The sequence below is a fragment of the Ignavibacteriales bacterium genome (genome assembly GCA_026390815.1).
Taxonomy (GTDB): domain Bacteria; phylum Bacteroidota; class Ignavibacteria; order Ignavibacteriales; family SURF-24; genus JAPLFH01.
In genome coordinates, this window is sequence record JAPLFH010000009.1 from 114,906 (window position 1) to 139,657 (window position 24,752).

Annotated in this window: 21 protein-coding genes; 19 read left to right on the forward strand and 2 right to left on the reverse strand. The window is 33.2% G+C overall.

Features of this window, described 5'->3' with window-relative positions:
• Positions 1-115: 115 nt before the first annotated feature.
• The 13 genes from NTX22_03985 (at position 116) to NTX22_04045 (ending at position 17,428) form a co-directional block, all read left to right on the forward strand.
• Complete coding sequence (locus NTX22_03985) at positions 116-2,101, forward strand: T9SS type A sorting domain-containing protein (protein ID MCX6149667.1); 1,986 nt, start codon at positions 116-118, stop codon at positions 2,099-2,101.
• 89 nt (positions 2,102-2,190) lie between these two features.
• Positions 2,191-3,057 (forward strand): endonuclease/exonuclease/phosphatase family protein, encoded by an 867-nt coding sequence (locus NTX22_03990; protein ID MCX6149668.1) that lies wholly within the window; start codon positions 2,191-2,193, stop codon positions 3,055-3,057.
• 227 nt (positions 3,058-3,284) lie between these two features.
• Positions 3,285-3,701, forward strand: a complete 417-nt coding sequence (locus NTX22_03995) for a YtxH domain-containing protein (GenBank protein MCX6149669.1) — start codon at positions 3,285-3,287, stop codon at positions 3,699-3,701.
• Positions 3,702-3,710: 9 nt separating this feature from the next.
• Entirely contained in the window at positions 3,711-4,103 is a 393-nt protein-coding gene (locus NTX22_04000; protein ID MCX6149670.1) for a hypothetical protein, read from the forward strand.
• Between the two features lie 34 nt (positions 4,104-4,137).
• On the forward strand, positions 4,138-6,228 hold the full coding sequence (fusA, locus tag NTX22_04005; protein MCX6149671.1) for an elongation factor G: 2,091 nt from the start codon (positions 4,138-4,140) through the stop codon (positions 6,226-6,228).
• A gap of 75 nt (positions 6,229-6,303) precedes the next feature.
• A complete protein-coding gene (locus tag NTX22_04010; GenBank protein ID MCX6149672.1) occupies positions 6,304-6,807 on the forward strand; it encodes an HIT domain-containing protein in 504 nt (167 codons plus the stop codon).
• Positions 6,808-6,912: 105 nt separating this feature from the next.
• Positions 6,913-8,049 (forward strand): glycerate kinase, encoded by a 1,137-nt coding sequence (locus NTX22_04015; GenBank protein MCX6149673.1) that lies wholly within the window; start codon positions 6,913-6,915, stop codon positions 8,047-8,049.
• Positions 8,050-8,142: 93 nt separating this feature from the next.
• On the forward strand, positions 8,143-9,063 hold the full coding sequence (thyX, locus tag NTX22_04020) for an FAD-dependent thymidylate synthase (protein ID MCX6149674.1): 921 nt from the start codon (positions 8,143-8,145) through the stop codon (positions 9,061-9,063).
• Between the two features lie 54 nt (positions 9,064-9,117).
• On the forward strand, positions 9,118-12,264 hold the full coding sequence (locus NTX22_04025) for an ATP-binding protein (protein MCX6149675.1): 3,147 nt from the start codon (positions 9,118-9,120) through the stop codon (positions 12,262-12,264).
• 18 nt (positions 12,265-12,282) lie between these two features.
• Positions 12,283-12,768, forward strand: a complete 486-nt coding sequence (locus NTX22_04030) for a dihydrofolate reductase (protein MCX6149676.1) — start codon at positions 12,283-12,285, stop codon at positions 12,766-12,768.
• A gap of 71 nt (positions 12,769-12,839) precedes the next feature.
• Entirely contained in the window at positions 12,840-14,717 is a 1,878-nt protein-coding gene (gene mutL, locus NTX22_04035; protein MCX6149677.1) for a DNA mismatch repair endonuclease MutL, read from the forward strand.
• Between the two features lie 185 nt (positions 14,718-14,902).
• Positions 14,903-16,555, forward strand: coding sequence for a methylmalonyl-CoA mutase family protein (locus NTX22_04040; GenBank protein ID MCX6149678.1), 1,653 nt, complete (start codon positions 14,903-14,905; stop codon positions 16,553-16,555).
• Positions 16,556-17,428 (forward strand): decaprenyl-phosphate phosphoribosyltransferase, encoded by an 873-nt coding sequence (locus NTX22_04045; protein MCX6149679.1) that lies wholly within the window; start codon positions 16,556-16,558, stop codon positions 17,426-17,428. It begins immediately after the preceding gene.
• Positions 17,429-17,544: 116 nt separating this feature from the next.
• Here NTX22_04045 and NTX22_04050 read toward each other — a convergent pair whose 3' ends face one another.
• Together NTX22_04050 and NTX22_04055 are read right to left on the reverse strand one after the other, a co-directional pair.
• Positions 17,545-18,405 carry a DUF2279 domain-containing protein gene (locus NTX22_04050; protein ID MCX6149680.1) on the reverse strand — a complete coding sequence of 287 codons (861 nt, stop codon included), beginning with the start codon at positions 18,403-18,405 and terminating at the stop codon, positions 17,545-17,547.
• 1 nt (position 18,406) lies between these two features.
• A complete protein-coding gene (locus NTX22_04055) occupies positions 18,407-19,327 on the reverse strand; it encodes a DUF1207 domain-containing protein (GenBank protein ID MCX6149681.1) in 921 nt (306 codons plus the stop codon).
• A 202-nt stretch (positions 19,328-19,529) separates the two neighbouring features.
• On the opposite strand from NTX22_04055, the gene tgt reads away from it, so the two are divergent.
• The 6 genes from tgt (at position 19,530) to NTX22_04085 (ending at position 24,699) form a co-directional block, all read left to right on the forward strand.
• The gene (gene tgt / locus NTX22_04060) at positions 19,530-20,681 is read left to right on the forward strand and encodes a tRNA guanosine(34) transglycosylase Tgt (GenBank protein MCX6149682.1); all 1,152 of its coding nucleotides are present in this window, start codon (positions 19,530-19,532) and stop codon (positions 20,679-20,681) included.
• Positions 20,682-20,981, forward strand: a complete 300-nt coding sequence (gene yajC / locus NTX22_04065) for a preprotein translocase subunit YajC (protein MCX6149683.1) — start codon at positions 20,682-20,684, stop codon at positions 20,979-20,981.
• 24 nt (positions 20,982-21,005) lie between these two features.
• Positions 21,006-22,229: a bifunctional 3,4-dihydroxy-2-butanone-4-phosphate synthase/GTP cyclohydrolase II gene (locus NTX22_04070; GenBank protein MCX6149684.1), complete on the forward strand. Its 1,224-nt coding sequence runs from the start codon at positions 21,006-21,008 to the stop codon at positions 22,227-22,229.
• 74 nt (positions 22,230-22,303) lie between these two features.
• On the forward strand, positions 22,304-22,552 hold the full coding sequence (locus NTX22_04075; GenBank protein MCX6149685.1) for a hypothetical protein: 249 nt from the start codon (positions 22,304-22,306) through the stop codon (positions 22,550-22,552).
• A gap of 24 nt (positions 22,553-22,576) precedes the next feature.
• Entirely contained in the window at positions 22,577-23,467 is an 891-nt protein-coding gene (gene speB / locus NTX22_04080; GenBank protein MCX6149686.1) for an agmatinase, read from the forward strand.
• A 173-nt stretch (positions 23,468-23,640) separates the two neighbouring features.
• Positions 23,641-24,699 carry a serine protease gene (locus tag NTX22_04085; GenBank protein ID MCX6149687.1) on the forward strand — a complete coding sequence of 353 codons (1,059 nt, stop codon included), beginning with the start codon at positions 23,641-23,643 and terminating at the stop codon, positions 24,697-24,699.
• Positions 24,700-24,752 lie beyond the last annotated feature (53 nt).

A 24,752-nucleotide genomic window follows, 5' to 3' on the forward strand; every position in this document is an offset into this window, starting at 1 on the left:
TTCAAAGTACTTCAAGCAAGGGATTGACGTAATTAGTCATCAGTTTTTTCTCACTAAGAAAAATCATCTTAAATTTGTCAATCTGAATTATTAATTAATCTTAGTAAGGTGCAAAATGAAACGCATTACATTTTTTTATTTGCTTTTTTTTGTAGCATCCAGTTCTTTTTTCTATCCACAAATATCCACCCGAAAAGGTTGGTGGAAATTTGACGATCAAACTAATCCGCTTAAAGCTGAGATAGGTTTTGGAAATGATTTGCAATTAGTTGGAACACATCAAACTATTGCTGGACCAGATTCCCAAAACAATGCGGTAAAAATAGGACCCGGAAGCTACTATAAGTTATATCATGGTATTCAGCCTAATGGAGGTGGTGTTCGTGTAAATGAATACAGCATCCAAATTGATTTTCGTATTCCTGAGTTGAACATCTGGCATTGTTTCTTCCAAACAGATACAACAAATGGAAGTGACGGAGATTGTTTTATAAATCCATCCGGTAATATTGGAGTGGGTGTAACCGGATATTCTGAACACACAATTGTTACCAATGAGTGGTACAGGTTGGTTATAGTAGTTCAAAATGGAACGCAGTACAAATATTATTTAGATGGTCAGCTTTTTAACGATGGAGCAAATCAGGCTATAGATGGTAGATTTGCGCTTGATAATTTACTCCTTATTTTTGATGATGATGATGGAGAAGACGGTGTAATTGATTGTGCCGAAATTGCAATTTGGGACCATGCACTTACCGCCCAGGAAGTGTTTGCATTAGGAAGTTTCCATGAGATTGATGTTACTCCACCAAACCCTGTAAGCGATTTATCAGTCAGTCCATTAGAATATCAGAATTTAGTAATTTGGACTGATGTGCCAGGTGAAAATGGCGAGGTTTATGACATTTATTATTCTGAAAAACCGATAACTGATATAACTAAGGCGGAAGTACTTACCTTAGGTATTCCGGAAAACACACAAGCCAAGGAACAAATTCTTCGCTCAGCAGGCACTGACCAGGATTTAACTTATTACTATGCTATAGTTTGTAAAGATTATGCAGGTAATTATTCTGAACCGTTCTATTTGAATACGCCAACTATTAATAAAGGAAAGGGAGTTCCAACTATAGCAAACTCTGCACCTGCTAATTTCAAAGCAGATGGAGATTTGGCAGAATGGGCATCCGTCCCTCAATTTAGAATTATTTTTTCGGAAGGAACTGGTTTTCCTGCTGTAAACGGAAGCTTTGATGGTGACGCAGATATAAGTGGAATTGCTTACTTTGCGATGGATAAAGATAACTTTTACTTTGCTGCAGATATTACAGATGATATTTACTCTTGGAAAGCAACTAATGATCCTTGGATGAACGACTGTGTCGATCTTTTCATCGGTTTATTTGATTCTCACAGAACTTTCTTTGACAGTTACGAACGTGGTGCAACTCCTCATTATCAAATTCGCTTTGATCAAGAAAGGGTTACCACATTCTATAGCGATAGTTTATTATTGCTCGGTCCTAATTATTACTTCACAGAAAAGTTTCCTACAGGATATATGTTTGAAGCAAAAATTCCATTCGTTGATATAGCAAAAAAACGAAATTATTATTACACTGGAGCAAAGGATAGTGTTTTTGTACCACAAGAAGGAATGAAAATCCCGGTTGATTTCTCAATTAATGATGCTGATGCAACTGGTGACAGGGAAGTAGTTTTCACTTATTCACCTTATAATGAAGACCAATCCTGGCAAGACCCAACACGCTGGTTATGGACATGGATTGGTAACAAAATGATTCCTGATGATGTTAATGATACAAAAATTATAAACAGTTATAACTTAGCTCAGAACTATCCGAATCCGTTCAACCCGTCAACTAAGATTACATATTCGCTTCAAAATCCTGAGTTAGTTACATTGAAAATATTTGATGTTCTTGGACGAGAAGTTGCAACCTTAGTAAATCAATATCAAACAGCAGGCAACCATACTGTAAGTTTTAATGCAGGTAGTCTTGGTAGCGGAATTTACTTCTACAAAATTGAAGCTGGTTCATTCCAAAGTGTTAAGAAATTGATGTTATTAAAGTAAATTTTTGTTGTTATTTATAGCAAGTACAACAAACCTCTCCTTTGAGAGGTTTGTTGACTATAACCATCTGTAACCAAAGTAAATTATTTATGAAAAAATATATTAAATCATTTGCCACAATACTATTCATATTTATCATAATATCAGCAAGTGTATTTCCACAGCCTATCAGAGTAATGACATTCAATATAAGGCTTGATAGTCCGGATGATGGAGAAAATATCTGGAAAAATCGGAAGGCAAATCTTACAAGCATGATAGAATTTTATAAAGCAGATTTGGTTGGTCTCCAGGAAGCACAAAAACATCAAATTGATTTTATTATGAAATCGTTACCTGGGTATGGTTGGTTTGGTGTTGGACGGGATGATGGAAAAGAAAAAGGAGAATTCACTGCCATTTTATTTCGTAAGGACAGATTTGATACATTAGAGACTTCAACTTTCTGGTGTTCGAACACACCGGAACATCCTGGTTTAGGTTGGGATGCAGCATATCAAAGAATTACTACTTTGGGAAAGTTTAAAGACAAACTAACAGATAAAGCATTTTATTTGTTTAACACTCACTTAGATAATGAAGGAACAATAGCAAGATTTGAAAGCGCAAAACTCATTAAGAAAAAAATGCAAATTCTTTGCTCTAATTATCCTATCATATTAACAGGCGATTTTAATTCAACTCCTGATTCAGAACCTTACCAAATAATTGTTTCAACTTCAGATATTGACACATCTTTAAAACTGGTAGATTCCCATTCAGTTACCAAAGGCAAACCTTTTGGTCCAAGTGGAACGTTTACCGGATTTGATCTTAATGCAAAACCGAAAGAGCCGATTGATTTTATTTTTGTAAGAAAGGGAATTACAGTTTTATCCCATGGAACTCTCTCAGATTCTTTTGATGGCTATCTTCCTTCGGATCATTACCCGGTTTTAGCTGAAATTATTTTATAATATCGCTGAAGATTTGTGTTCTAAAATTATTAGATATAAATAATCCAATTATCCTGATAACCAGATATTCCATTGCAATGTAATTGTTTAAGTTAAATTGTTGTAAAATTAAACCTACGATTATCCATTGGGTAAATTTGAAGAGTTTAATGTTTTTTCTTCCATTTGATTTTCACTCACATCCTTAGTAATTTTACCTCAAAATTATAATTTAAAAAGGAGGACTTATGTCTCGAGATAACGGTATGGGAAAAGGACTATTGGTTGGCTTCCTGGCTGGTTCTGCAATTGGTGCTATCATCGCATTACTTTATGCTCCAAAGAGTGGTAAAGAATTAAGAGGTGATTTAAAAGAAAAGACTGATGAATTCCTTGATGATGCACAGGAATATTTAGTAACCGCCAAGCAAAAAGCTACGGAAATAATAAACGATGGTAAAAAGAAATCTGAACGATTAGTAGCAGATGCTAAAACAAAAGTTGATGTATTACTTCAGGATGCAGAAAAAGTTTTAACTGAAGCAAAAAGCAAGGCTGTTGATTATGTTTCCAGTGGAAAAGAAACAGTTGCTAAGGAAAGCGAAAAACTTAAAAGCGCTTTCAAAGCCGGTGTAGATGCCTATAAAAGTGAAACTAAATCTTAAGCGTCAATAATGGAAATACTAATAAATATTTTAATTGCGTTACTATTGGTTGCTACAATTTTCTTGTATGTATACCTAATCCAATTTTTAAAGAAAAGTGCAACTGCAATAGAAAAATTACAGGAAGACGTTCATCAACTAAAAGTAAATTTTGATCCGGTTCTGTCTAATTTGAATTCGATAAGTGACAGCATTGCAAGTGTTTCAAATGTCATCGACAATCAAGTTTCGACTTTAGGAAATCTCGTTGATCAAGTTAAAGTAAAAATAGAAAGTCTTCTGAACATTGATAAAAAAATTATAGAAAGCTTTGAAGATTCTCCTATTGCCGATCTGTATAGAAAACTTAAAGGCGCATCAAAAGGTGCCTCGGCGTTTTGGGATACTTACAAAAGAAAATAACTGATTCGTTGAATTAAAAATTTCTGGAGGTCACTTGAAAGAATACGGACCGGAAGCAATCCGGAATATTGCGCTCATTGGGCATGGTGGAAGCGGTAAAACTTCACTGTCTGAACTAATCCTTTTTACTGCCGGCGAAATAAATAGAATTGGAAAAATTGAGGAGGGAAATACTGTATCAGATTATAATCCAAACGAAATCGAAAGACAAATCTCAATAACTGCTGCTCCGCTTCATATTGAATGGAATAACACCAAAATAAATTTTATTGATACGCCTGGTTATTCTGATTTTGTCGGTCAGGTTAAAGGATCGCTAAGAATTGTTGATACTGCTGTTTCAATAATCAAATCAGCAGAAGGTGTTGAAGTTGGAACTGAAACAACATGGAATTTTGTAAAAAACTATAATCTTCCCGCAGCAATTATCATCAACAAAATAGATAATGAGCACTCCAAATTTGCTGAAACGGTAAAATCAACTAAAGAAATTTTGCATCCGGATGTTACAGTTATAACTTATCCGGTACGTGAAGGAATGAACTTCGATACTGTAATCGATATTTTGAAAATGAAAGCTTATACTTATGGAGATGCAGGAAGTAGGAAAGTAACGGAAGCAGAAATTCCTGCCGACAAAAAAGCAGATGTAGAAAAATTGAGAGAAGAATTAGTTGAAAAGATTGCGGAATCCAGCGAAGATTTAATGAATAAATTTTTTGAGAATGGTACATTGACTGATGAAGAATTAATCCAGGGATTAAAAATTGCAATATTGAAGAGAAGTCTTATCCCGGTATTTGCTATATCGGCAACTAAAGGTGTTGGCGTAAATAATTTTATTGATTTTGTGAATAAGTATTTTCCAACTCCTTTAGAAAGAGGAAATGTTGAAGCTAAATTAAAAGATAAGGGAACAAAAATATCTCTACCTTGTGATGCAAAAGCTGAACCTGTTTTATTTATTTTTAAAACTTTGTTGGAACAACATGTTGGAGAACTTTCTTTTTTCAAAGTTTTTTCCGGAACTGTAACACCTGGACTCGATCTTATTAATCAATCAAATGTAAAGACAGAAAGACTTGGTCAGTTATTTATGATGAACGGAAAAAACAGGCAGGATATTGCGCATGTTTTAGCTGGTGATATTGGTGCGGTAGTTAAATTGAAAGATACACATACCAACAATACACTTTCATCTAAAAACTTTGCAGTTATTATAGATCCAATTGTATTTCCGGATCCAATCATTCACGAAGCAGTTGTTCCTAAAGCTAAAGGGGATGAAGATAAAATTTCTGCAGGTTTGCACACTTTGCACGAAGAAGACCCAACATTCATTTCCAAATTCGATCCTGAACTTAGCCAGACAGTTGCTTCCGGACAAGGAGAACTTCAGTTGCAGCTTGCTGTTAAATTACTAAAAGATCGTTATGGAGTTGATGTTGATTTGAAAGAACCCAAAATTCCTTACAGAGAAACAATTAAAGGCAGGTGCGATGAAGCTGAATACAAACATAAAAAACAATCCGGTGGGCGCGGGCAATTTGGTCACGTCTTCTTAAAATTGGAACCATTACCACGCGGTGGCGATTTCCAATTTGTTAATGCAATTGTTGGTGGTGTAATTCCTGGTAGATTTATTCCTGCCGTTGAAAAAGGAATTATCGAAACAATGACAAAAGGAATCTTATCCGGTTCTAAAATGGTTGATATTAAAGTAACACTTTACTTTGGTTCATTCCACGATGTTGATTCAGATGAAATTTCTTTCAAGATCGCCGGTGCGCAAGCATTTAAAAAAGGATTCCTGGACGCAAGACCAGTACTTCTTGAACCTATTTATGAAGTTGAAGTAAAAGTACCAGATGAATTTATGGGTGACGTTATGGGAAATCTTTCTAGCCGTCGTGGAAAAATATTAGGAATGGATTCAGATGGTCCATTCCAGATTATTAAGGCAAATGTTCCTTTATCCGAACTTTATAAATATTCAACACACCTCCGCAGTTTAACTTCCGGTAGAGGAATGTATAAAGCAAAATTTTCTTATTACGAAGAGATTCCAAAGGAAGTTGAAGCGAAAGTAATTGAAGAGTATAAGAAATCGAAAGAAGAAGAATAATTTCTTTTGATTAAATCTATTTTAATAACCCCGATTTAGTCGGGGTTATTTATTTTATACAGTTGAGAGGTTACAATGGATAGACTTTGGTCACCTTGGCGTTCGAAATATATTGATTCATTTGCTGATGGGAAAAAACCTGATAGCTGCATTTTCTGCAATCAGAAAGAATCAGATGTGAATGACAAAAATAATCTTATCGTGTATAAAGACAAACTTACATTTGTTGTTTTAAATCTATATCCATATAACAATGGACATATGATGGTTATCCCTTATAGGCATACAGATGATTTTTCAAGTATAACTCAGGAAGAAAATATTGAGTTGATGAAAAATTTACAGCTATCAGTAAAAGCGCTCGCGATTGCAATACATCCGGATGGTTATAACATTGGTGCAAATTTAGGAAGAGTATCTGGTGCTGGAATTGACCAGCATATTCATTTTCATATCGTTCCGCGCTGGAATGGTGATATGAATTTTATGCCTGTAATAGGAGAAGTGAAAGTTATTTCTCAGGATTTGCTGGAAACAAAAACTAAGTTGCTTAATGCTTTTAAGGAAATAGTAAAATAATATTGAATTCAAGAATTTGTACATTCAATATTACATGATCATTATTTATAATTCAATCTACTCGGTTGCTAATTTCAATTTATCCAATTTTCCAGTTTCGTTAAAATGAAAATTTTATTAGCTCCAAATAGTTTTAAGGAATGCTCAAGTTCTGTAGAAATTGCAAGTTACTTTACTCAAGCACTACACCAACTTTCCAAATTAAGAAAATTTGATCTCTCAATTATTAGTAAACCCATCTCTGACGGAGGAGATGGTTTTCTTGATGTATGCAAAGAACTTTTCGATTTACAAATTATTCAATTCCAAATTACAACACCGTACAATAATGAAAAGATTAACTGCCCGATTGGTTATTCTGAAAAATTAAAAACTATTTTTATTGAATCAGCCAAAGTACTTGGACTAAAATTAGTTCCAGCAGAAAATCGTTTACCACTTTTTCTTAGTTCAAAAGGAATGGGAGAATTGTTTAATCAAATTTCAGAATTGCAACAATCACATAAAATCAATTTAAATAAAGTAGTTATTGGAATTGGTGGAACAAGTACAACAGATTTTGGAATTGGAATGTGCGCTCAACTTGGGATGAAAATTTTTAATGAAAATGATATTGAACTTGCAGCACTACCAAAATATTTTGCAAATGTAAAAAGAATTGAATGGAAGAAACCTGTATTTGAATTTGATATCGAAGTTATCCTTGATGTTAATATTCCTTTGCTCGGCTCATCCGGAACAAGCAGAATATTTTCTCCACAAAAAGGTGCTTCTGCTGAAGTTGTTGAGGAATTGGAAAAAGGATTGCGAAATATTGTTGATATTCTTACCGGTGAAAAGAAAAATAATTTAAGTGGTGCAGGTGGTGGTCTTGCCGGAGCATTTTATTATTTTCTTGATGCTAAATACAAATTTGCAAAAAGTTTTATTACCGAAGATTTAGGAATTAACGATGAAATAAAACCTGATTTAATTATTACAGGTGAAGGACAATTCGATTCGCAATCTTTTTTTGATAAAGCTACTTCTGTTGTAATTGATAAGTATAAAAGCTCTGGGAAACCAATTTTTGTTTGCTGTGGAATTGTAAAGGATATAGGTGAACTGAAAAATTATGCCAACATCTACTTTATTGAATTGTCTGAATTCTTTAGAAGCAAGGATGAATCAATTAAAGAAATTAAAAAAGGAATTCATTTAGCCAGCGAAGAGATTATTAAAAAATACTTATCAAACAATTAGTCTATTAATTCTTCTATTTTGCACTACGATTTTAAGCATTATATTTAACAATAAAATTCTAAAAAAAATAAAAAGATAGTAAAGGAAAAATCAATGACGGAAAATTTTGAAAAGCTTGAAAAACTAAGAGTCCCAGCTTTAGATGAAATACTTGGCGTTCCATTCAAAGTTCTAAAAGATGGATTTGTTCGGGTAATAGATTATTTAGGAAGCGATGAATCAATTGTTCAGGCTGCCAGAGTTTCTTATGGAAAAGGTACAAAGAAGCTAAGAGAAGATGAAGCACTTATCAGGTATCTAATTCGTCATCAACATACAACTCCATTGGAAATGTGTGAAATTAAATTACACTTACGGGTTCCAATGGATTGCTGGCGCCAATGGATCCGCCATCGCACAGCAAACGTAAATGAATATTCTACTCGTTATTCAATTGCAATAGATGCCGCGGAAACAACCGCTCCTGAAGAATGGAGAAAGCAGGCAATTACAAACAGGCAGGGAAGTGAAGGATTTTTAAGTGAAGATACTGGAGAAGAATTAACTCAAAGAGAATCTGAACTTCACAAAATGACCCGTGATGTTTATAATAAGAGAATTGAAGCTGGAGTTGCTCGTGAACAGGCGAGAAAAGATCTTCTTCTTTCCACATACACAGAAGCTTATTGGAAAATTGATCTTCATAATTTGCTTCACTTTTTGGAACTTAGAATGGAAGTAAATGCACAATTAGAAATTAGAAAATATGCTGAAGTTATTTGCAACGAAATTGTAAAACGATGGTGCCCAATTACCTGGCAGGCTTTCTGGGATTATCAGATGAATGCGATGACTTTTTCTGGTCTTGAAATAAAAATAATTACAGCAATGATAAATAATGAAAATGAAATGATAACAAATTATGGTAAAGAGTTTGGGTGGTTAAAAGATGATGGAACAAAAAAAGTACAAAACAGGGAATTATTTGAATTTGAGGAGAAATTGGAAAAGCTTAAAATTAAATCTCCTTGGTAATTAATTATAAAATTATAACTCAATTTCGAATTGTAAATTAAACTAACAAATAAAGTGAAAAAGACAAAAATAGTAATATTCCTATTCCTCTTATTCTATTCCTTATCAACTTTAATTGTTGGGCAGAGCTTTAACTTTATTAATTATAGTGATGAGAATGGTCTTGCCAGTAATTTAACAAAAGCCTGCGTTCAGGATTCAAACGGATTTATTTGGATTGCTACAGATGCGGGCGTTGTAAGATTCGATGGAAAAAATTTTGTTTCTATAAATATTAATTTACCTTCACTTTATATTAAAGATATTTCAATTACACCTTTAAAAGAAATTCTTATTTCGACAGATCTTGGAGTTGGATACATAACCCAACATGAAAATAAATTCCTATATTCTCCATTGCTTAAAGGTTACACTTTAAAAACAGATACAAGTTTGTTTTATCCAAAATCAATTTATTTTGATAAAAATAAAAATCTATGGATTAGCGATAATAACGGAGTTGTTTTTTACAAAGATGGTAAACTAAAAAAGTACGTTTTCGCTCATGAATATACTACCGATAGTTATTCCAGATCCTTTTCCTTTGCGGAAGATAATGCGGGAAATTTAATTGTTTCGTCTTGGCAGGGCTATTTATTCCTCTTTAATAAAGAGCAGGACAAGTTTATTAAATTAGATTATGAACCTTCACAAAAACAGTTCTATATAAATTGTATTTCTTTTCAGAAAGATAATTCTTTACTTGCCGGAACCAGTTTTGGAATTCTGAAATTAACTTTCGAAAACAATTTCAAAAAAGTAACATCAAGATTAGTTCTACCACTTGCTCCAGTATCATCATTTAAGGTGAATAATAATGGTGATTATTACATCGGTACCTGGACAAGTGGGATGTACCTTTGGAAAACTAAAACAAATCAATTGGTAAATCTTGATGAACTTGGATTTCAGACTGTCAATAATTTATTCCTGGATAAAGAAAATTCAGTGTGGGTATGCTCGGATGCTGGATTAGGGTTAATTCTAAAAACCACATTTGCTAAATCAGAATATGAAGAAGATATTCAAAAAACAAGCAATTCTTACATAACTGTTTTAACGGCATCGGACAATGGAGAAATATTTTTCTCTGACCAGGAATATATTTATAAGGTTATTGAGAAGGATAAAAAATTTGAATATAAACGGATCCATAACAGTAAGGGGAAAAGAATATTAAGTTTTTGTTTGTATGGTAATGAATTATGGATATCATACCGAAATGGTGAATTAGCTCATATTAAAGATCAGAAGGAAAAATTATTTTCTCAGCAGCAGCTCGGTGGCCGATTATTTTCGCTTGCATCTGATAGAGATGGTAATTTTTGGGGAATTGATGAAGTAACAAAAAATATAATTCGGATAGATAATAACAATAACATCAAAAAATATGATGTAATTAATTTCGTTGGTAAATCACAAATTCTGGAAACTACGAAAGATGGGAAAATTTATTTTATTAGCTGCGATGAACAATTTCATTTCCTTAGATACGATAAACCACATGATAAATTTTTAGTTGTTGATATTTCTCAAAATAAAAAACTTGGGGAGTCTACAATCATTTCTGATTTTTATGTTGCAAATGAAAACATAATTTGGATTGCTTCAAATAAAGGCTTATTCAAAATAGAAAATCGGAAGGTTATCGATTTGAATACCAGTGTTTATTCAGATATTCCCTTAAGCAAAGCTATCTTTGTGGATAAAAATAAAATCTGGATTGGAACGGAGAAAGGTTTATTAATTAATATTAATGGTCAGATAACTTCATTTAATCAAAAAGATGGACTTCCTAATTCTGTAATTGCACCAAGAGGTATTGCGTTTGACAAAGATAACAGAATTTGGGTTGCTACTTCCAGCGGTTTAGCATATTGGCAAAAGGAAAGTTTTCAAATTACTAAAACTCCAATGCCGACATTATTAAATATTTCAATAAACAACCAACCTGTAACAATAACGCAAAATGATCTGGAATTTATTAGCAACTCTAATTTAACAGCAAATTATGTTTCACTTAGCTTTCCTGATAGAATTCATTATCAGATTAGGTTGGTTGGACGGCAGGAAAATTGGTTTAAACCTTCAACTCAAACACAAATTGATTATTTAAAGCTGCCGGAAGGTAATTATACTCTGCAGATTAAAGCAAAACAATCTGGTTATTTGTGGAGTGATATTACTGAATTCCATTTTAGAGTAATCCCACCCTGGTATAAAACGTGGTGGATGTATACAGTTTATGGGATACTATTAATTTTGCTTGTGGTAGTTGTAATTCTTAGTGTGCAAAAGAAAAAATTCCATTATTTACTTGCTCAAAAAGAAGAACTGGAGAAATTAGTTTCTGAAAAAACGAAAGCACTTGTTGACGAAAAAGAAGTTGTAGAAAAATTATTAAGAGAAACTCAAAAAGCTAAAAAAGAACTTGAAAGATCAAATTCAGATTTACGAAGTGCAAATGAATTGAAAAGTGATTTATTAAGTATTGCAGCACATGATCTTAAGAATCCTTTAGGAACTATTATGAGTTTTTCTCAAATGATTTTAGAAGAAGAAAATCTTAGTCCAGATGTTGTAAAAATGGTTACACTAATACATGAATCATCTTTAACAATGCTTACATTAATAACGGAAATATTAGAATCAGTTATTGTTGAAAGCACCAAACTAAAGCTGGATTTGGAACAGATTGATTTAAATGAGCTTGCAGAGAAAGTAACAAATGAAAATATTCCAAGCGCAAAGTTGAAAGGACAGGAAATTATTTTTTCTTCTTATGATGTATATGACGTTTTAGCTGATTCTAATTGGATGCGCCAGGCAATAGATAATCTAATCAGCAATGCTGTTAAATACTCTCCCCGTAATAAAAGGATTTGGATCTCATTGGTTGGAGATGATGAAAAAGTTCAGATTAGAGTTAGAGATGAAGGACCAGGATTATCGGATAAAGATAAACTAAATCTTTTTGGAAAATTTCAACGATTATCTGCAAAGCCTACCGGTGGTGAGTCTTCAACTGGATTGGGACTTTCGATTGTAAAAGAAATAGTAAACTTACACAATGGTAAAATATGGGCAGAAGGTGAGCCGGGTAAAGGGAGTACTTTCATAATTGAGCTTGCAGCAAAAAAAATGGATTCGCTAGTTTATTAATTTCAAAAATTAAATTACGTGAAAAAAATAATTATAGCGGCTGTCGCAAGAAACGGGGTAATTGGTAAAGCGGGCAAAATTCTGTGGCATTCCGATGTTGAATTTAGACATTTCAAAAACACCACATTCGGGTTTCCAATAATAATGGGAAGAAAAACTTTTGAATCTCTTATTAATCCATTAAATGGACGTACGAATATTGTACTTTCAAAAGATCCGAATTTTATTCCACCTGACGAAAGTGTAAAAGTTTTTAATGATTTAGAAAAAGCATATCTTTATTGCGAAAAAGTATTAAGGTCGGAAAAAGTTTTTATAATCGGCGGTGGAGAAATTTTTAATCAAAGCATTAATGAAGCCGATGAATTATTGATTTCTAATATGAATTTTGAAGCTGATGGTGATGTTTACTTTCCGGATATTGATTTAAACAAATGGAAAGAAGTATCTAATGTTAAGTTTGCAGATTTTACAATCGTTAATTATAAAAGAAAGGAAAAATGAAACTTGGAATATTGGAATGATTGCTCGGAATAATTCCCGAATTATATTTTCAATATTTTAAAATTAAGATTATGGATAAAAATAAAATTAAAATATTGCCGGAAAATATTGCTAACAAAATAGCAGCTGGAGAAGTTGTACAAAGACCTGAATCTGTTGTTAAAGAATTGCTTGAAAATTCGGTTGATGCTGGTGCAAGAAATATTGATTTGATAGTTAAACGGGCTGGTAAGGTGTTTATTCAAATTGTTGATGACGGTGAGGGAATGACAGAAGATGATGCTTTATTAAGCCTTCAGAGGCATGCTACCAGCAAAATTTTTACATATGAAGATCTGGAAGCAATTAGTACTTATGGTTTTAGAGGAGAAGCATTAAGTTCAATTGCCGCAGTAAGCCAGATTGAAATTAAAACACATCTGCCAACAGAAGAAGTCGGGACATATCTCCGGACAGATGATGGAATAAACATTTCAAAGGAAAAAGGTGCTTATCCTAAAGGAACATCCATCATTGTTAAAAATCTTTTCTTTAACACTCCAGCAAGAAGAAATTTTATGAAGTCGGATGCAACAGAATTGAAGCATATAATTGAAACCTTCAAGCGGGAAGCTTTAAGTCAGCCATCCATAAGTTTTAAATTATACAATGATGATGATTTAATATTCGATCTTCCTGCAGGTTCTAAAGAAGATAGAATCAAAGCTGTATTTGCGGAAAACATGCTTGATGCTCTTGTTGAAGTTAAAGAACTTACCGATTTCATAAATATGACTGGTTATACAGCGAAACCAAATTTTTTAAAAAAGAATAAAGGCGATCAGTATCTGTATGTTAATAATCGGTATGTGATAAGCAAACAGATAAATCATGCTGTCTTTAACGCTTATGAACATCTATTGGAAAAAGGTGATTACCCATTCTTTGTTCTATTCCTTGATTTAGATCCTAAAAGAGTAGATATAAATGTCCATCCTTCCAAACTGGAAATTAAATTTGAAGATGAAAGAGATGTTTACAATTTTGTTCATGCTGTAATTAAAAAAAGTATTTCCAGCCACGACCTGGTACCCACGATGTCCTTTGTAGATAATAAAAATGAAAATGAAAAACTTGCCTATAACAGTTTTGTTAAACTAAACCGGAATGATTTTTCTGACCGACCAGCTTTAGATAATAAAAATATTTCATTCAGGCATACTGATTATAATAAAACATCTTTAAGTGATAATGAAATTGATGCACTGTTTGGTTCGTTGAACATGGATAATAGGAAGCAAGTAATAAGTTCAACAGATACGCCTGGATTGCAGGAAAAAGAGTATAAAGAAACAGAAGTTGATGCTACTGACAAAACTAAAAATCAGCAGGGAATGGAATCATCTTTCATAATACAATTGCATAATAAATATATCCTTTCGCAGATCAGAAGCGGTTTGATGATTATAGATCAACATGTTGCACACGAAAGAATCTTGTATGAAAAAGCTTTAAGAGCATTTGACGCAAATATGCCATTTTCTCAACAGCTTCTCTTTTCTCAAACAATCAAAGTGGATGCTGGTGAATATGCTATGTTAAAAGAACTTCAACCATTTTTAACAAAACTTGGATTTGAAATCCGGTTCTTTAGTAAAGATACAATAGTAATTGATGGAGTTCCACAGGATGTAAAATTAGGAACCGAAGAAGCTATTCTGCTTGATATTCTTGAAGAATATAACAAGAATCAGAAGGAAAGAAACCAGGGAGACCAGGATAGTCTTGCAGCATCCTTTGCATGTAAAGCAGCAATAAAAGCCGGCGATAAATTAAGCGATAGAGAAATGCGGCTACTTGTTGATCAACTATTTGCAACATCAATACCATATACTTGTCCTCACGGTAGACCAATTGTTATCAAGATTCCATTGGATGAATTTGACAAGAGATTTGGAAGAACGTCCTGATCAGCCAACTTATTTTTATTCCCAGATTTCGTTGATAAATTTTCGAACAAAGTTTCTTATCAAAATAATTCAATCGATCTAAACTAATCTGCAGCTTTTAATGTTAATAATATCAAACAAAAATATTTTTGTAACTTAATTATGAAATAATTATTAGAAACTTATTCATCAACATAGAGGGCACTATGAACGAAGAATATAAAAAATCGAAAGATAGATATTTAGCAAAAGCAAATTCTTCACCTACGATGGGGTTAAAGTATACTTCTGTAAGCGGTGAACCAACCAAGGTTCTTTACAGTCCTGATGATACTGAAAACATTAATTACTTAAATGAAATTGGATTTCCGGGAGAATACCCTTACACACGAGGTATACATCCCAATGGTTACCGTGGAAAAATTTGGACAATGCGCCAGTTTGCAGGATTTGGATCGCCGGAAGATACAAATCAAAGATTCCATTATTTGCTGAACCACGGACAGACGGGGCTTTCAGTTGCTTTCGACTTACCAACTTTAATGGGATATGATTCCGACTCAGCACAAAGCCAAGGTGAGGTTGGTATTTGCGGCGTTGCAATTTCATCCTTGAAGGATATGGAAGTTCTGTTCGATAAAATTCCATTGGATCAAGTTTCAACATCAATGACGATCAATTCTCCTGCAGCTATGATCTTTGCTTTTTATCTTGCTGTAGCAAAAAAGCAAAATGTTGATTTTAAAAATCTTCGCGGAACACTTCAGAATGATATTTTAAAAGAATACATTGCTCAAAAAGAATATATTTATCCGCCAAATCCTTCTATGAGGATTATTACGGATATGATTGAGTTTTGTACAAATGAAGTTCCGCAATGGAATCCTGTTTCAGTAAGCGGATACCATATACGGGAAGCTGGCTCAACCGCAGCACAGGAACTTGCATTTACTCTTGCCGATGGTTTTGCATATATCGAAGCTTGTATAAAAAGAGGAATGGATGTGGACTCTTTTGCACCGAGGATTTCATTCTTCTTTAATTCCCACCTTGATTTTTTTGAAGAGATTGCCAAGTACCGGGCAGCAAGAAAGATTTTTGCAAAACGTATGAAAGAAAAGTACGATGCAAAAAATCCGCGCTCGTGGTGGCTAAGATTTCATACTCAAACTGCTGGCTGCACTTTAACAGCACAGCAACCGGAGAATAACATTATCCGGACAGCCTTCCAGGCATTGGCAGGTGTGCTTGGAGGAACTCAATCTCTTCACACCAACTCAATGGATGAAACTCTTGCATTGCCGAGTGAGAAATCTGTAAAGATTGCTCTGCGAACCCAGCAATTAATTGCTTATGAAACGGGAGTGATAAATACAGTTGATCCACTTGGAGGAAGTTATTATATCGAAACCTTAACCGATAAAATGGAAAAGCAGACTTACGAAATATTTGAAAAGATAGATTCCTTCGGTGGTGTAATTGGAGCTATTGAAGCTGGTTATTTTCAGAAAGAAATTGCTGATGCTGCTTACAGATATCAGATTGAGTTGGAGAAAAAAGAAAAATTTATTGTTGGAGTGAATGAATTTATTGAGGAAGATGAAAAAGTGGAAATAACTTTACTACAAATTTCACCGGAAGTAGAAAAGAAACAGAAGCTGCAGCTTGCAGAATTAAGGCAAAGCAGAAACAACGAAGCAGTTCAAAATTCATTAATAGAAATTTCTAATGCAACATCAGACGGAAAAAATTTAATGCCTGTACTTGTTAATGCAGCAGAAAATTATGTAACTTTGGGGGAGATGGTTGATGAATTAAAAAAACATTTTGGTACTTACCAGGAGGTTGCCGTATTCTAAATGGTTAAGAATTATTTCCAGTTGCTGCGTATACCACAATGGATAAAAAACTTTTTTGTTTTTGTTCCTATACTTTTTGCAAAGCAATTATTTGTTGAATCCAATTTTTATCTTGTTTTACTTGCATTCTTTTCTTTCTGTCTTGCTTCCAGCACAGTTTATATAATAAATGATTTAGTTGATATCCGGCTCGATAAACTTCATCCAGTAAAAAAAAATAGACCGATTCCAAGCGGAAGAATTTCCAAAAAAAATGCAATCATTGTAGTTTCCATTATATCGGTTGGAATCATTTTTATTTGCTCATACCTTAACATTAAATTTATACTTGCACTAACCGGCTATATTGTATTGAACATCGCTTACTCACTAAAACTTAAGCAAATTGTAATCATAGATATTATGAGCATAGCTGCTGGATTTATGTTAAGAGTTATGGCGGGAGCATTTGTAATTTCAGTTTATATTTCAAGCTGGTTAATACTAACTACATTATTCATTTCTTTATTTTTGGCAATTATGAAACGCCGTTCTGAGTTGAACTTAAATATTTCAGAGAATTCAAGCGCTACAAGAAAAGTTCTTTCAGAATATTCGGTTGGATTTACTGAGCAGATGGCTACAATTAGCGCTGCTGGTGTAATAATCTGTTATGCTCTTTATTCTGTTTCGGAAAGAACAATTCTATATGTTAAAAGTGAAGGTTTAGTTTATACAACAATATTTGTTGTATTTGGCATATTCCGATTTATGTACCTTGTTTATATAAAAAGCAAAGGAGAAAATGCAACGGAAGTTATGCTAACCGATGTTCCAATGATTGTGAATTTAATTTTATACGTTCTCACTGCTATTTTTATTGTATATCACTAACAGCAATTTTTAAAACGTTTTTGGATAATTTTTTAAAAAAAGATTTACTACGATTCCATTCCTTACAAATCTGTTTTTGGAAATCCTATAATGAATAGACAGATGTAATCGGTTAATCAATGCAAAAGTAATAAACTGAATTCCGGTTTGTGTCCTTTGGAAAATTTTACACCTGGTGCTGGAAGATGAAACATATTGATCAATGATTTTAATAAAGTAAAGTCTTTACCATTTAACGGAAGTAATTCAAGATCATAATCAAAAGTAAAAACATATTCTCTTCTATTTACATTATCGGCGCCACTATAACCAAATGCAACCTGAAGAAAATCTGGCCAGTAAGGTTCTAATTTTGCAGGTAATAGTTCATTAACTTTAGCAGACATCATATAAATATGATAATCATATAAATCATTAACCTTAAAAGCATGCTTGTTCAAAGGATAATATAAGCTCCACTTCATCTGAAAATTTTTAAAGAAGGGAACCGATTCCTGAAGCATGGAATAACCAACACCGGACCAATTCGCAATAAGATCCCGCCAATCAAATCCATACTTACTAAACCCATCACCAATTTCTATAATTAAAGCATGTGAAGCCGAAATACCCGTTGCCCACCAAAAAGCTGATTCCCGATCATTTCCTCCCCATTTTAAGATATCATCAACTGCATGGAACATAAAGTATGAAGTATAGGTATGCCCAACTTTATCAATTCCAAGGTTAGCATCAAATACTTCTGTCTCTTCATTAAAAAATTTAAATGGTTTATAATCATTTTTCCACCATACTCCCCAGGAATAGATGAGAGTTCCTCCTGCGATACCAAGAGTTCCAACCTTTGCAAGATTATGTCTTGACCAGAATGAATTGGTTAAATCAATATTAGTATCAGGTTGTGCAATTGCAAAATCTGGAAGTAATAAAATCCAACAGAAGAATATTTGCAAGAAAGTATTTTTAAATTGATTCATTTTAGTAGTCGAAAAATATTCCGAAAAGACTTAAATCTGTTTTATCTTTATAGAATTGTCCGCGGTCTTCAATTCCTGTCCGGTACGTATATGCAATACGAATAGCGTGTGAGTTCTGCTCTAAAAACTTTACCCCGATTTGATAACTTTGTGTTGAAGCATAATTAACTTCTGATTTAAGTTTAATATCCATCGCACCATAAATCCGTAAACCATCTATAATTTCAATATTTCCACCTTCGCCACCAAATTGAAAGTTCCATCGTTTATTATATTCCGGAATAGTGTAAGTATCGAATCTTAGTCCACCATATACAAATCCGTTTATAAAACAAAGTTTGTAAGCTGCAAAAAAAGGAACAAAATCTTTAGCATAATTTATTGCTGTAATCTTCAATGCTTCAATTCCGTCATCAACTAAGTGAGCGCTGTAATGTCCATAACCAGTGCGAAGTGAAAGTTTTTCAGATAATTTTATTTCAATTGGCACATCAACAAAAAAGCAAGCAGTTTGTACTTCCAGCATATCTGGTCTTCTAATAAGGCTGGCATATACGGTAGCACCAAGTCCAATTTGGAATATAATGTCACCATATCTCAACTCATAAAATCTTTGAATTCCACCAATACTTCCAATCCATCTTCGCGTGTAAGCATTCTTATTTAAAGAAAATTGTTGTGCAGTTCCATCCGCCAAAAATTTAGGAAATATTCTTTCATCAGGGAAAAAAGTTTTTTGATAAATGGAAGAATCTTTGTTTGTAACAGTTGAAGAAGTTTGCTTAGATTGAAAAGAAACCGAAGATGTAACATCCATTTTTTGAAAGAGAATGGAGTTTTTTTTCCTTTCCAATTCAGGATTAAATTTATTCTGGGCTAATAATTCTCCCAGCAAAACGGAAACTATAATTAATATTTTCATTTAAACAATAGTAAATTTTAATTGTCAAAATAAAACTATTGTTGTTAAGATGAAAATCTTTCAAAAAAAAAGTTAAAAAGATTTTCAATTTACTTGAATTACATTTGCAGGAATTGTAGTATGCCTTTTATATAGCATTCCTTCCAAAATTAACGTAAATTTTAAAGCAAAAAATAGCGTCTTTGAACTCATAAGGGTAGGTTTGCTAAAATTTAAGGTAATTGGTAAAGATAAAAATTCCAAGGCAAGAGCAGGATATTTTGAAACCGATCATGGCATAGTGGAAACTCCCATATTTATGCCAGTTGGAACGCAAGGTACAGTAAAAGCTGTAAATCAAAGAATACTTGAAGATGAAATTAAGGCACAAATTGTTCTTTCAAATACTTATCATCTTTACTTACGACCTGGAACAGAAATAATTGAAAAGGCTGGCGGACTGCACAAATTTATGAACTGGAATAAACCAATCCTTACAGACAGCGGTGGATTTCAGGTTTATAGTCTTTCCGAATTACGAAAAATGAAGAAGGATGGAATTGAATTCAAATCTCATTTGGATGGCTCAAAACATTTTTTTTCACCGGAAAAGGTTATTAAAATTCAGAGAAGCATTGGTTCAGATATTATTATGCCGCTTGATGAATGCACACCATTTCCGTGCGAATATGAATATGCAAAAAAATCAATGGAGTTAACCTCGGAATGGGCTGGATTGAACAAAGATGCATTCGAAAGAACTGAACCACTTTATGGAAAAGAACAATATATTTTTGGTATTATTCAGGGCAGTGTTTATAAGGAATTACGTCAAAAATCTGCCGATGATTTAAGTAAATTAGATTTTGACGGTTATGCAATTGGTGGTTTAGCTGTTGGCGAACCAACTGAAACAATGTATGATATTGTTGATTATACAACCGGATTAATGGCTGAGGAAAAACCGCGTTACCTTATGGGTGTTGGCAGACCGGAAAATATTTTGGAAGCGATTGAACGTGGTGTTGATATGTTTGATTGTGTTATGCCGACAAGAAACGCAAGGAACGCTTACTTGTTTTCAAATTCTGGTGTTCTTTCTATGCGCAATGCCCAGTATAAAGATGATTTTAATCCGGTGGATAAGGAATGTGGTTGTTATACTTGTAGAAATTATTCACGGGCATATTTAAGGCATCTTTATATTGCTAAGGAAATACTTGTACTGGAACTTGCAAGCATCCATAATCTTCACTTTTATTTACGACTTGTAATGGAAGCCAGGGAAAGAATAATAGATGGATCTTTTTATAAATGGAAACAGGAAAAAATTAAAAACATATCTTTAAACACAAATTCTATTAAGGAGGATTAAGTGGAATTATTATTAGCAATGGCTCCCCAAGGTGGCGGTGGTGGAAGTATGGTAAGTACTTTAATTATGTTTGGTGCTATCTTTGCAATTTTTTATTTTATGATCATCAGACCGCAGCAGAAAAGAGCTAAAGAACGAGAGAAAATGCTCAGCAATATCCAGAAAGGAGACAAAGTTGTTACAAGTAGTGGTATCCATGGAACAGTTATCGGACTGGAAGATAAGACTTACTTAATTCAGGTAAGTGATAATGTCAAAATTAAATTCGAGAAATCAGCGATTGCTTCTGTTGTAAAATAATTCTAAAAGTATATTGGAAATAAAATGTTTTGTAGTGTTGAAGAAGCTCTTTCAGAAATCAAGAAGGGGAGGGTAATTATTGTAATTGATGATGAGGAGCGTGAAAACGAAGGTGATTTTGTTTGCGCGGCTGAATTTATAACTCCAGACATTGTTAATTTTATGACGAAGTATGGTAGAGGTATGATTTGCGCACCGATGACTGGTACTCGTTTAGATGCACTCGGACTTAATCTTATGGTGGATTCTAACACTGCACTGCATGGTACGCAATTTACAGTTACTGTTGATGCTATTGATGGAACTACAACTGGAATTTCTGTAAAGGATAGGGCAATCACTCTAAAAAAATTATCTGATTCTAAAGCAATAGATATAGATTTTGCACGTCCTGGGCACATCTTTCCTCTCCGTGCTTTTGATGAAGGAGTTTTGCGCCGTGCAGGACATACGGAGGCGGTTGTTGATTTATGCAAATTGGCAAAACTTCAACCAGTTGGCGTTCTCTGCGAAGTTCTTAAAGAGGATGGTACAATGGCTCGCGTTCCGGATTTGACCAATTTAGCAAATGAATTCAAATTAAAAGTTCTAACAGTTGCAGAATTAATTCGATATCGTATAAAAAAAGAAAAACTGATTATAAAAGAAGCAAATGTAAAATTCCCAATTAAAAAAGGAAATTTTCATCTTCATCTTTACAAAAGCCTTTTGGATAACAAAGAACATGTAGCACTTGTTAAAGGGGAGATTAATTCTGATGAACCTGTTCTTGTGCGGGTTCATTCAGAGTGTTTGACAGGAGATGTATTTGAATCTCTCCGATGCGATTGCCATGACCAGTTACATGCTGCTCTTGAAAAAATAGATAAAGAGGGGAAAGGTGTATTAGTTTATATGCGCCAGGAAGGAAGAGGAATTGGTTTGGCAAATAAAATACGTGCATATGCTTTGCAGGATGAAGGCAAGGATACTGTGGAAGCTAATGAAGAACTTGGATTCGATGCAGACTTACGTGATTACGGTATTGGTGCCCAGATATTATTAGATCTGGGTGTTACAAAGATGAAGCTATTAACTAACAATCCTAAAAAAATTGTTGGACTAAATGGTTATGGATTGGAGATTGTTGAACGAGTTCCGCTGGAAATAAAGCCTAACGATAAAAATCGAAAATACTTGCAGACTAAAAGGGACAAACTTGGGCATTATCTAAATTTTGATGATAAACTTCCGACTCAGAAAAAATAGTTCCGAGATTTAGTTTTCTAAATTATTTTTTATTTAAAATTAATTTTTAATTTCATCTTATTAAGCGGGGGCATATGAGTGGGATCAATTTAAATAATGAAATGGATTTTATAAAAGGTGTAAAATCCCACAACGGATCCTTGAAAATCCTACATGATAAAAAGGGGGAATACATAGTAGAGAAGAAAAAATATTTACTCACTCTTTGTATTTCTAAAAAGAGTTATGTGTTTGATTCGATTGAAGAAGCTGAAGATAAATTCTTGGATTTGCGTTTTGGATTTATTGATGGAAAATTTTCCCTGAGAAGTTTTTTTAAGTAAAATATTAAATTGAATTTTTTAGTTATGAAAACCCTAAATATTAAAAAGAATTTTTTAGGAATAGAAAAAAAATATTCCAACTTTAATAACTCCCAAATTGCAATTCTTTCTGCTCCATTTGAAAAAACAGTTAGCTATGGTAAAGGAACTTCGAAAGGACCAGAAGAAATTTTACAAGCTTCTCACTATGTGGAATTTTATGATGAAGAACTTGAATGTGAATTAGTTTTTGAAAAAGGAATCTGCTCCTTGCCTGCATTAAATTTCAAAAAGTTAAACATTGAAAAATCCTTAAAATTAATTAGCAGTGCTGTTAAAGATTTAATTGATCATAAAAAATTTGTTGTTACTTTGGGTGGCGAACACTCAATATCTTCTGCTACAATAAAGCCTCACTTTCAGAAATATTCAGAACTATCAATTCTTCAATTAGATGCACACTCAGATTTGAGAGAGAGTTATGAAGATTCAATTTATTCCCACGCTTCGGTAATGGCAAGAGTTGCTGAGTTTACACATAATATTGTTCAGGTTGGAATTAGAGCGCAATGTATCGAAGAATCAAAATATATTAAGGAAAATGGAATTATAACTTTTTTTGCTCGCGATATAAGACTTAACAAATATGGCGCTGATTGGCAAAGTGAAATTGTTAATCATCTTAAAGAAAATGTTTATATTACTTTTGATGTTGATGCATTCGATCCATCACTATTACCTTCTACCGGCACACCGGAACCTGGCGGACTTTTTTGGGATGAAACAATGAACTTACTGCGGCTTGTTGGAAAAGAAAAAAATATTGTTGGTTTTGATGTAGTTGAATTAGCGCCTGTAAAAGGAAGTGCTTCATCCAATTTTGTTGCAGCTAAACTTGTTTACAAAATCTTGAATTATGCATTCCAGAGTAAATAATTACTCAAAACAAAACCCAATTGAAATTTAATGTTACATTAAAAGTCAGAGTGTAAAAAAATTAAATCTGTAGACTTGGTAACCAAGGTTTACTGTTTCACTATTTGAGTAACATTAGTTTATTATTTAAAGAATTCTTAATTTCCTCAAAAGAAATTGTCCAAGGTTTTTAAATGAAGTCTTCAAAAAATATTTTGTATTTACTCTTTATTATTGCTTCTGTTTTTGCATTATCTTGTTCTGGTTCTATTTTTAAGGAAGCTTATCCAACTTTAATCGATGGGCAATATGATTCTGAATTTCCATACCGTGGGTGCTCAAAACAACTTCAGGAAATTAGCGAAACAATAAAATTTGTAAATTGTATTACCTACTATAAAGTTCATATATTTAAAGAAGGTAGTAAAATAAAAAAGGGAGAACTAACTGACTCACTAATAGAAAAAATCACAATTCAAACAAGACAAACAGAAAGAACTGCTGCAGGAACTGCCACAATTATTTATTCTGAAGCTAATAAGATTGCGCTGCTTACCTGTTCACATATTATAACTTTTGTTGATACTATTTACTCCTTTGAAAATGATTCTCTTGGTAACTATTTACCATACTTAAATGCAATCTTAATAAAAGAACGGCAGGATATTTATATCCCTGATCTACCTGAGGGGGGAGACTTGGTTGTTCTTTGTAAGGATGAAAATTATGATGTAGCATTATTAGGTAAAGAATTTAAAAAATCACCGACATTCACTGTTCCTTGTTTCAAATATCCTTTTGGAAAGGCAAAGGAATTAGAATGGGGTACTTTTGTTTACTTGTTTGGATTTCCAATGGGTACTAAAACTTTAACAAAAGCGTTGGTTAGTAGTCCTAATCGAGATAAGAATTCTTCTTTTATAGTAGATGCAAATTTTAATGAAGGATTTAGCGGTGGAATAATTTTAGCTATCCGCGATGGAGTCCCCAATTTTGAACTTGTTGGTATGGTTAAAACTATGTTTGCCGATTATGAATATGTTCTTAAACCAACAGATGAATTTAATTATTCAAAACATAATCCGTTAGTTCCTTATAGAGGTGATCTTTTTGTAGATAAAAGAGTAAATGTTAAGTATGGTGTTTCTAAGGCAATTCCTACAGAAAATATTTTTGACTTCCTTTATTCCAATAGAATTATTCTTAGTAGGAAAGGTTACGACCTAAATCAAATACTCGCACCATATTTTTAGGTTAAAGATTAATAAATACTTTGTTTAATTGAAAATTAAATCGTACTAAAAAG

Bases quoted from the DNA above. Each gene is read 5' to 3' on its own strand.
- NTX22_04085 (MCX6149687.1), top strand. From the start codon at position 23,641: ATGAAGTCTTCAAAAAATATTTTGTATTTACTCTTTATTATTGCTTCT.
- NTX22_04050 (MCX6149680.1), bottom strand. From the start codon at position 18,405: ATGAATCAATTTAAAAATACTTTCTTGCAAATATTCTTCTGTTGGATT.
- NTX22_04045 (MCX6149679.1), top strand. From the start codon at position 16,556: ATGGTTAAGAATTATTTCCAGTTGCTGCGTATACCACAATGGATAAAA.
- NTX22_03990 (MCX6149668.1), top strand. From the start codon at position 2,191: ATGAAAAAATATATTAAATCATTTGCCACAATACTATTCATATTTATC.
- NTX22_04070 (MCX6149684.1), top strand. From the start codon at position 21,006: ATGTTTTGTAGTGTTGAAGAAGCTCTTTCAGAAATCAAGAAGGGGAGG.
- NTX22_04055 (MCX6149681.1), bottom strand. From the start codon at position 19,327: ATGAAAATATTAATTATAGTTTCCGTTTTGCTGGGAGAATTATTAGCC.
- NTX22_04010 (MCX6149672.1), top strand. From the start codon at position 6,304: ATGGATAGACTTTGGTCACCTTGGCGTTCGAAATATATTGATTCATTT.
- speB (MCX6149686.1), top strand. From the start codon at position 22,577: ATGAAAACCCTAAATATTAAAAAGAATTTTTTAGGAATAGAAAAAAAA.
- NTX22_04015 (MCX6149673.1), top strand. From the start codon at position 6,913: ATGAAAATTTTATTAGCTCCAAATAGTTTTAAGGAATGCTCAAGTTCT.
- NTX22_04040 (MCX6149678.1), top strand. From the start codon at position 14,903: ATGAACGAAGAATATAAAAAATCGAAAGATAGATATTTAGCAAAAGCA.
- NTX22_03995 (MCX6149669.1), top strand. From the start codon at position 3,285: ATGTCTCGAGATAACGGTATGGGAAAAGGACTATTGGTTGGCTTCCTG.
- NTX22_04075 (MCX6149685.1), top strand. From the start codon at position 22,304: ATGAGTGGGATCAATTTAAATAATGAAATGGATTTTATAAAAGGTGTA.
- NTX22_03985 (MCX6149667.1), top strand. From the start codon at position 116: ATGAAACGCATTACATTTTTTTATTTGCTTTTTTTTGTAGCATCCAGT.
- NTX22_04000 (MCX6149670.1), top strand. From the start codon at position 3,711: ATGGAAATACTAATAAATATTTTAATTGCGTTACTATTGGTTGCTACA.
- mutL (MCX6149677.1), top strand. From the start codon at position 12,840: ATGGATAAAAATAAAATTAAAATATTGCCGGAAAATATTGCTAACAAA.
- thyX (MCX6149674.1), top strand. From the start codon at position 8,143: ATGACGGAAAATTTTGAAAAGCTTGAAAAACTAAGAGTCCCAGCTTTA.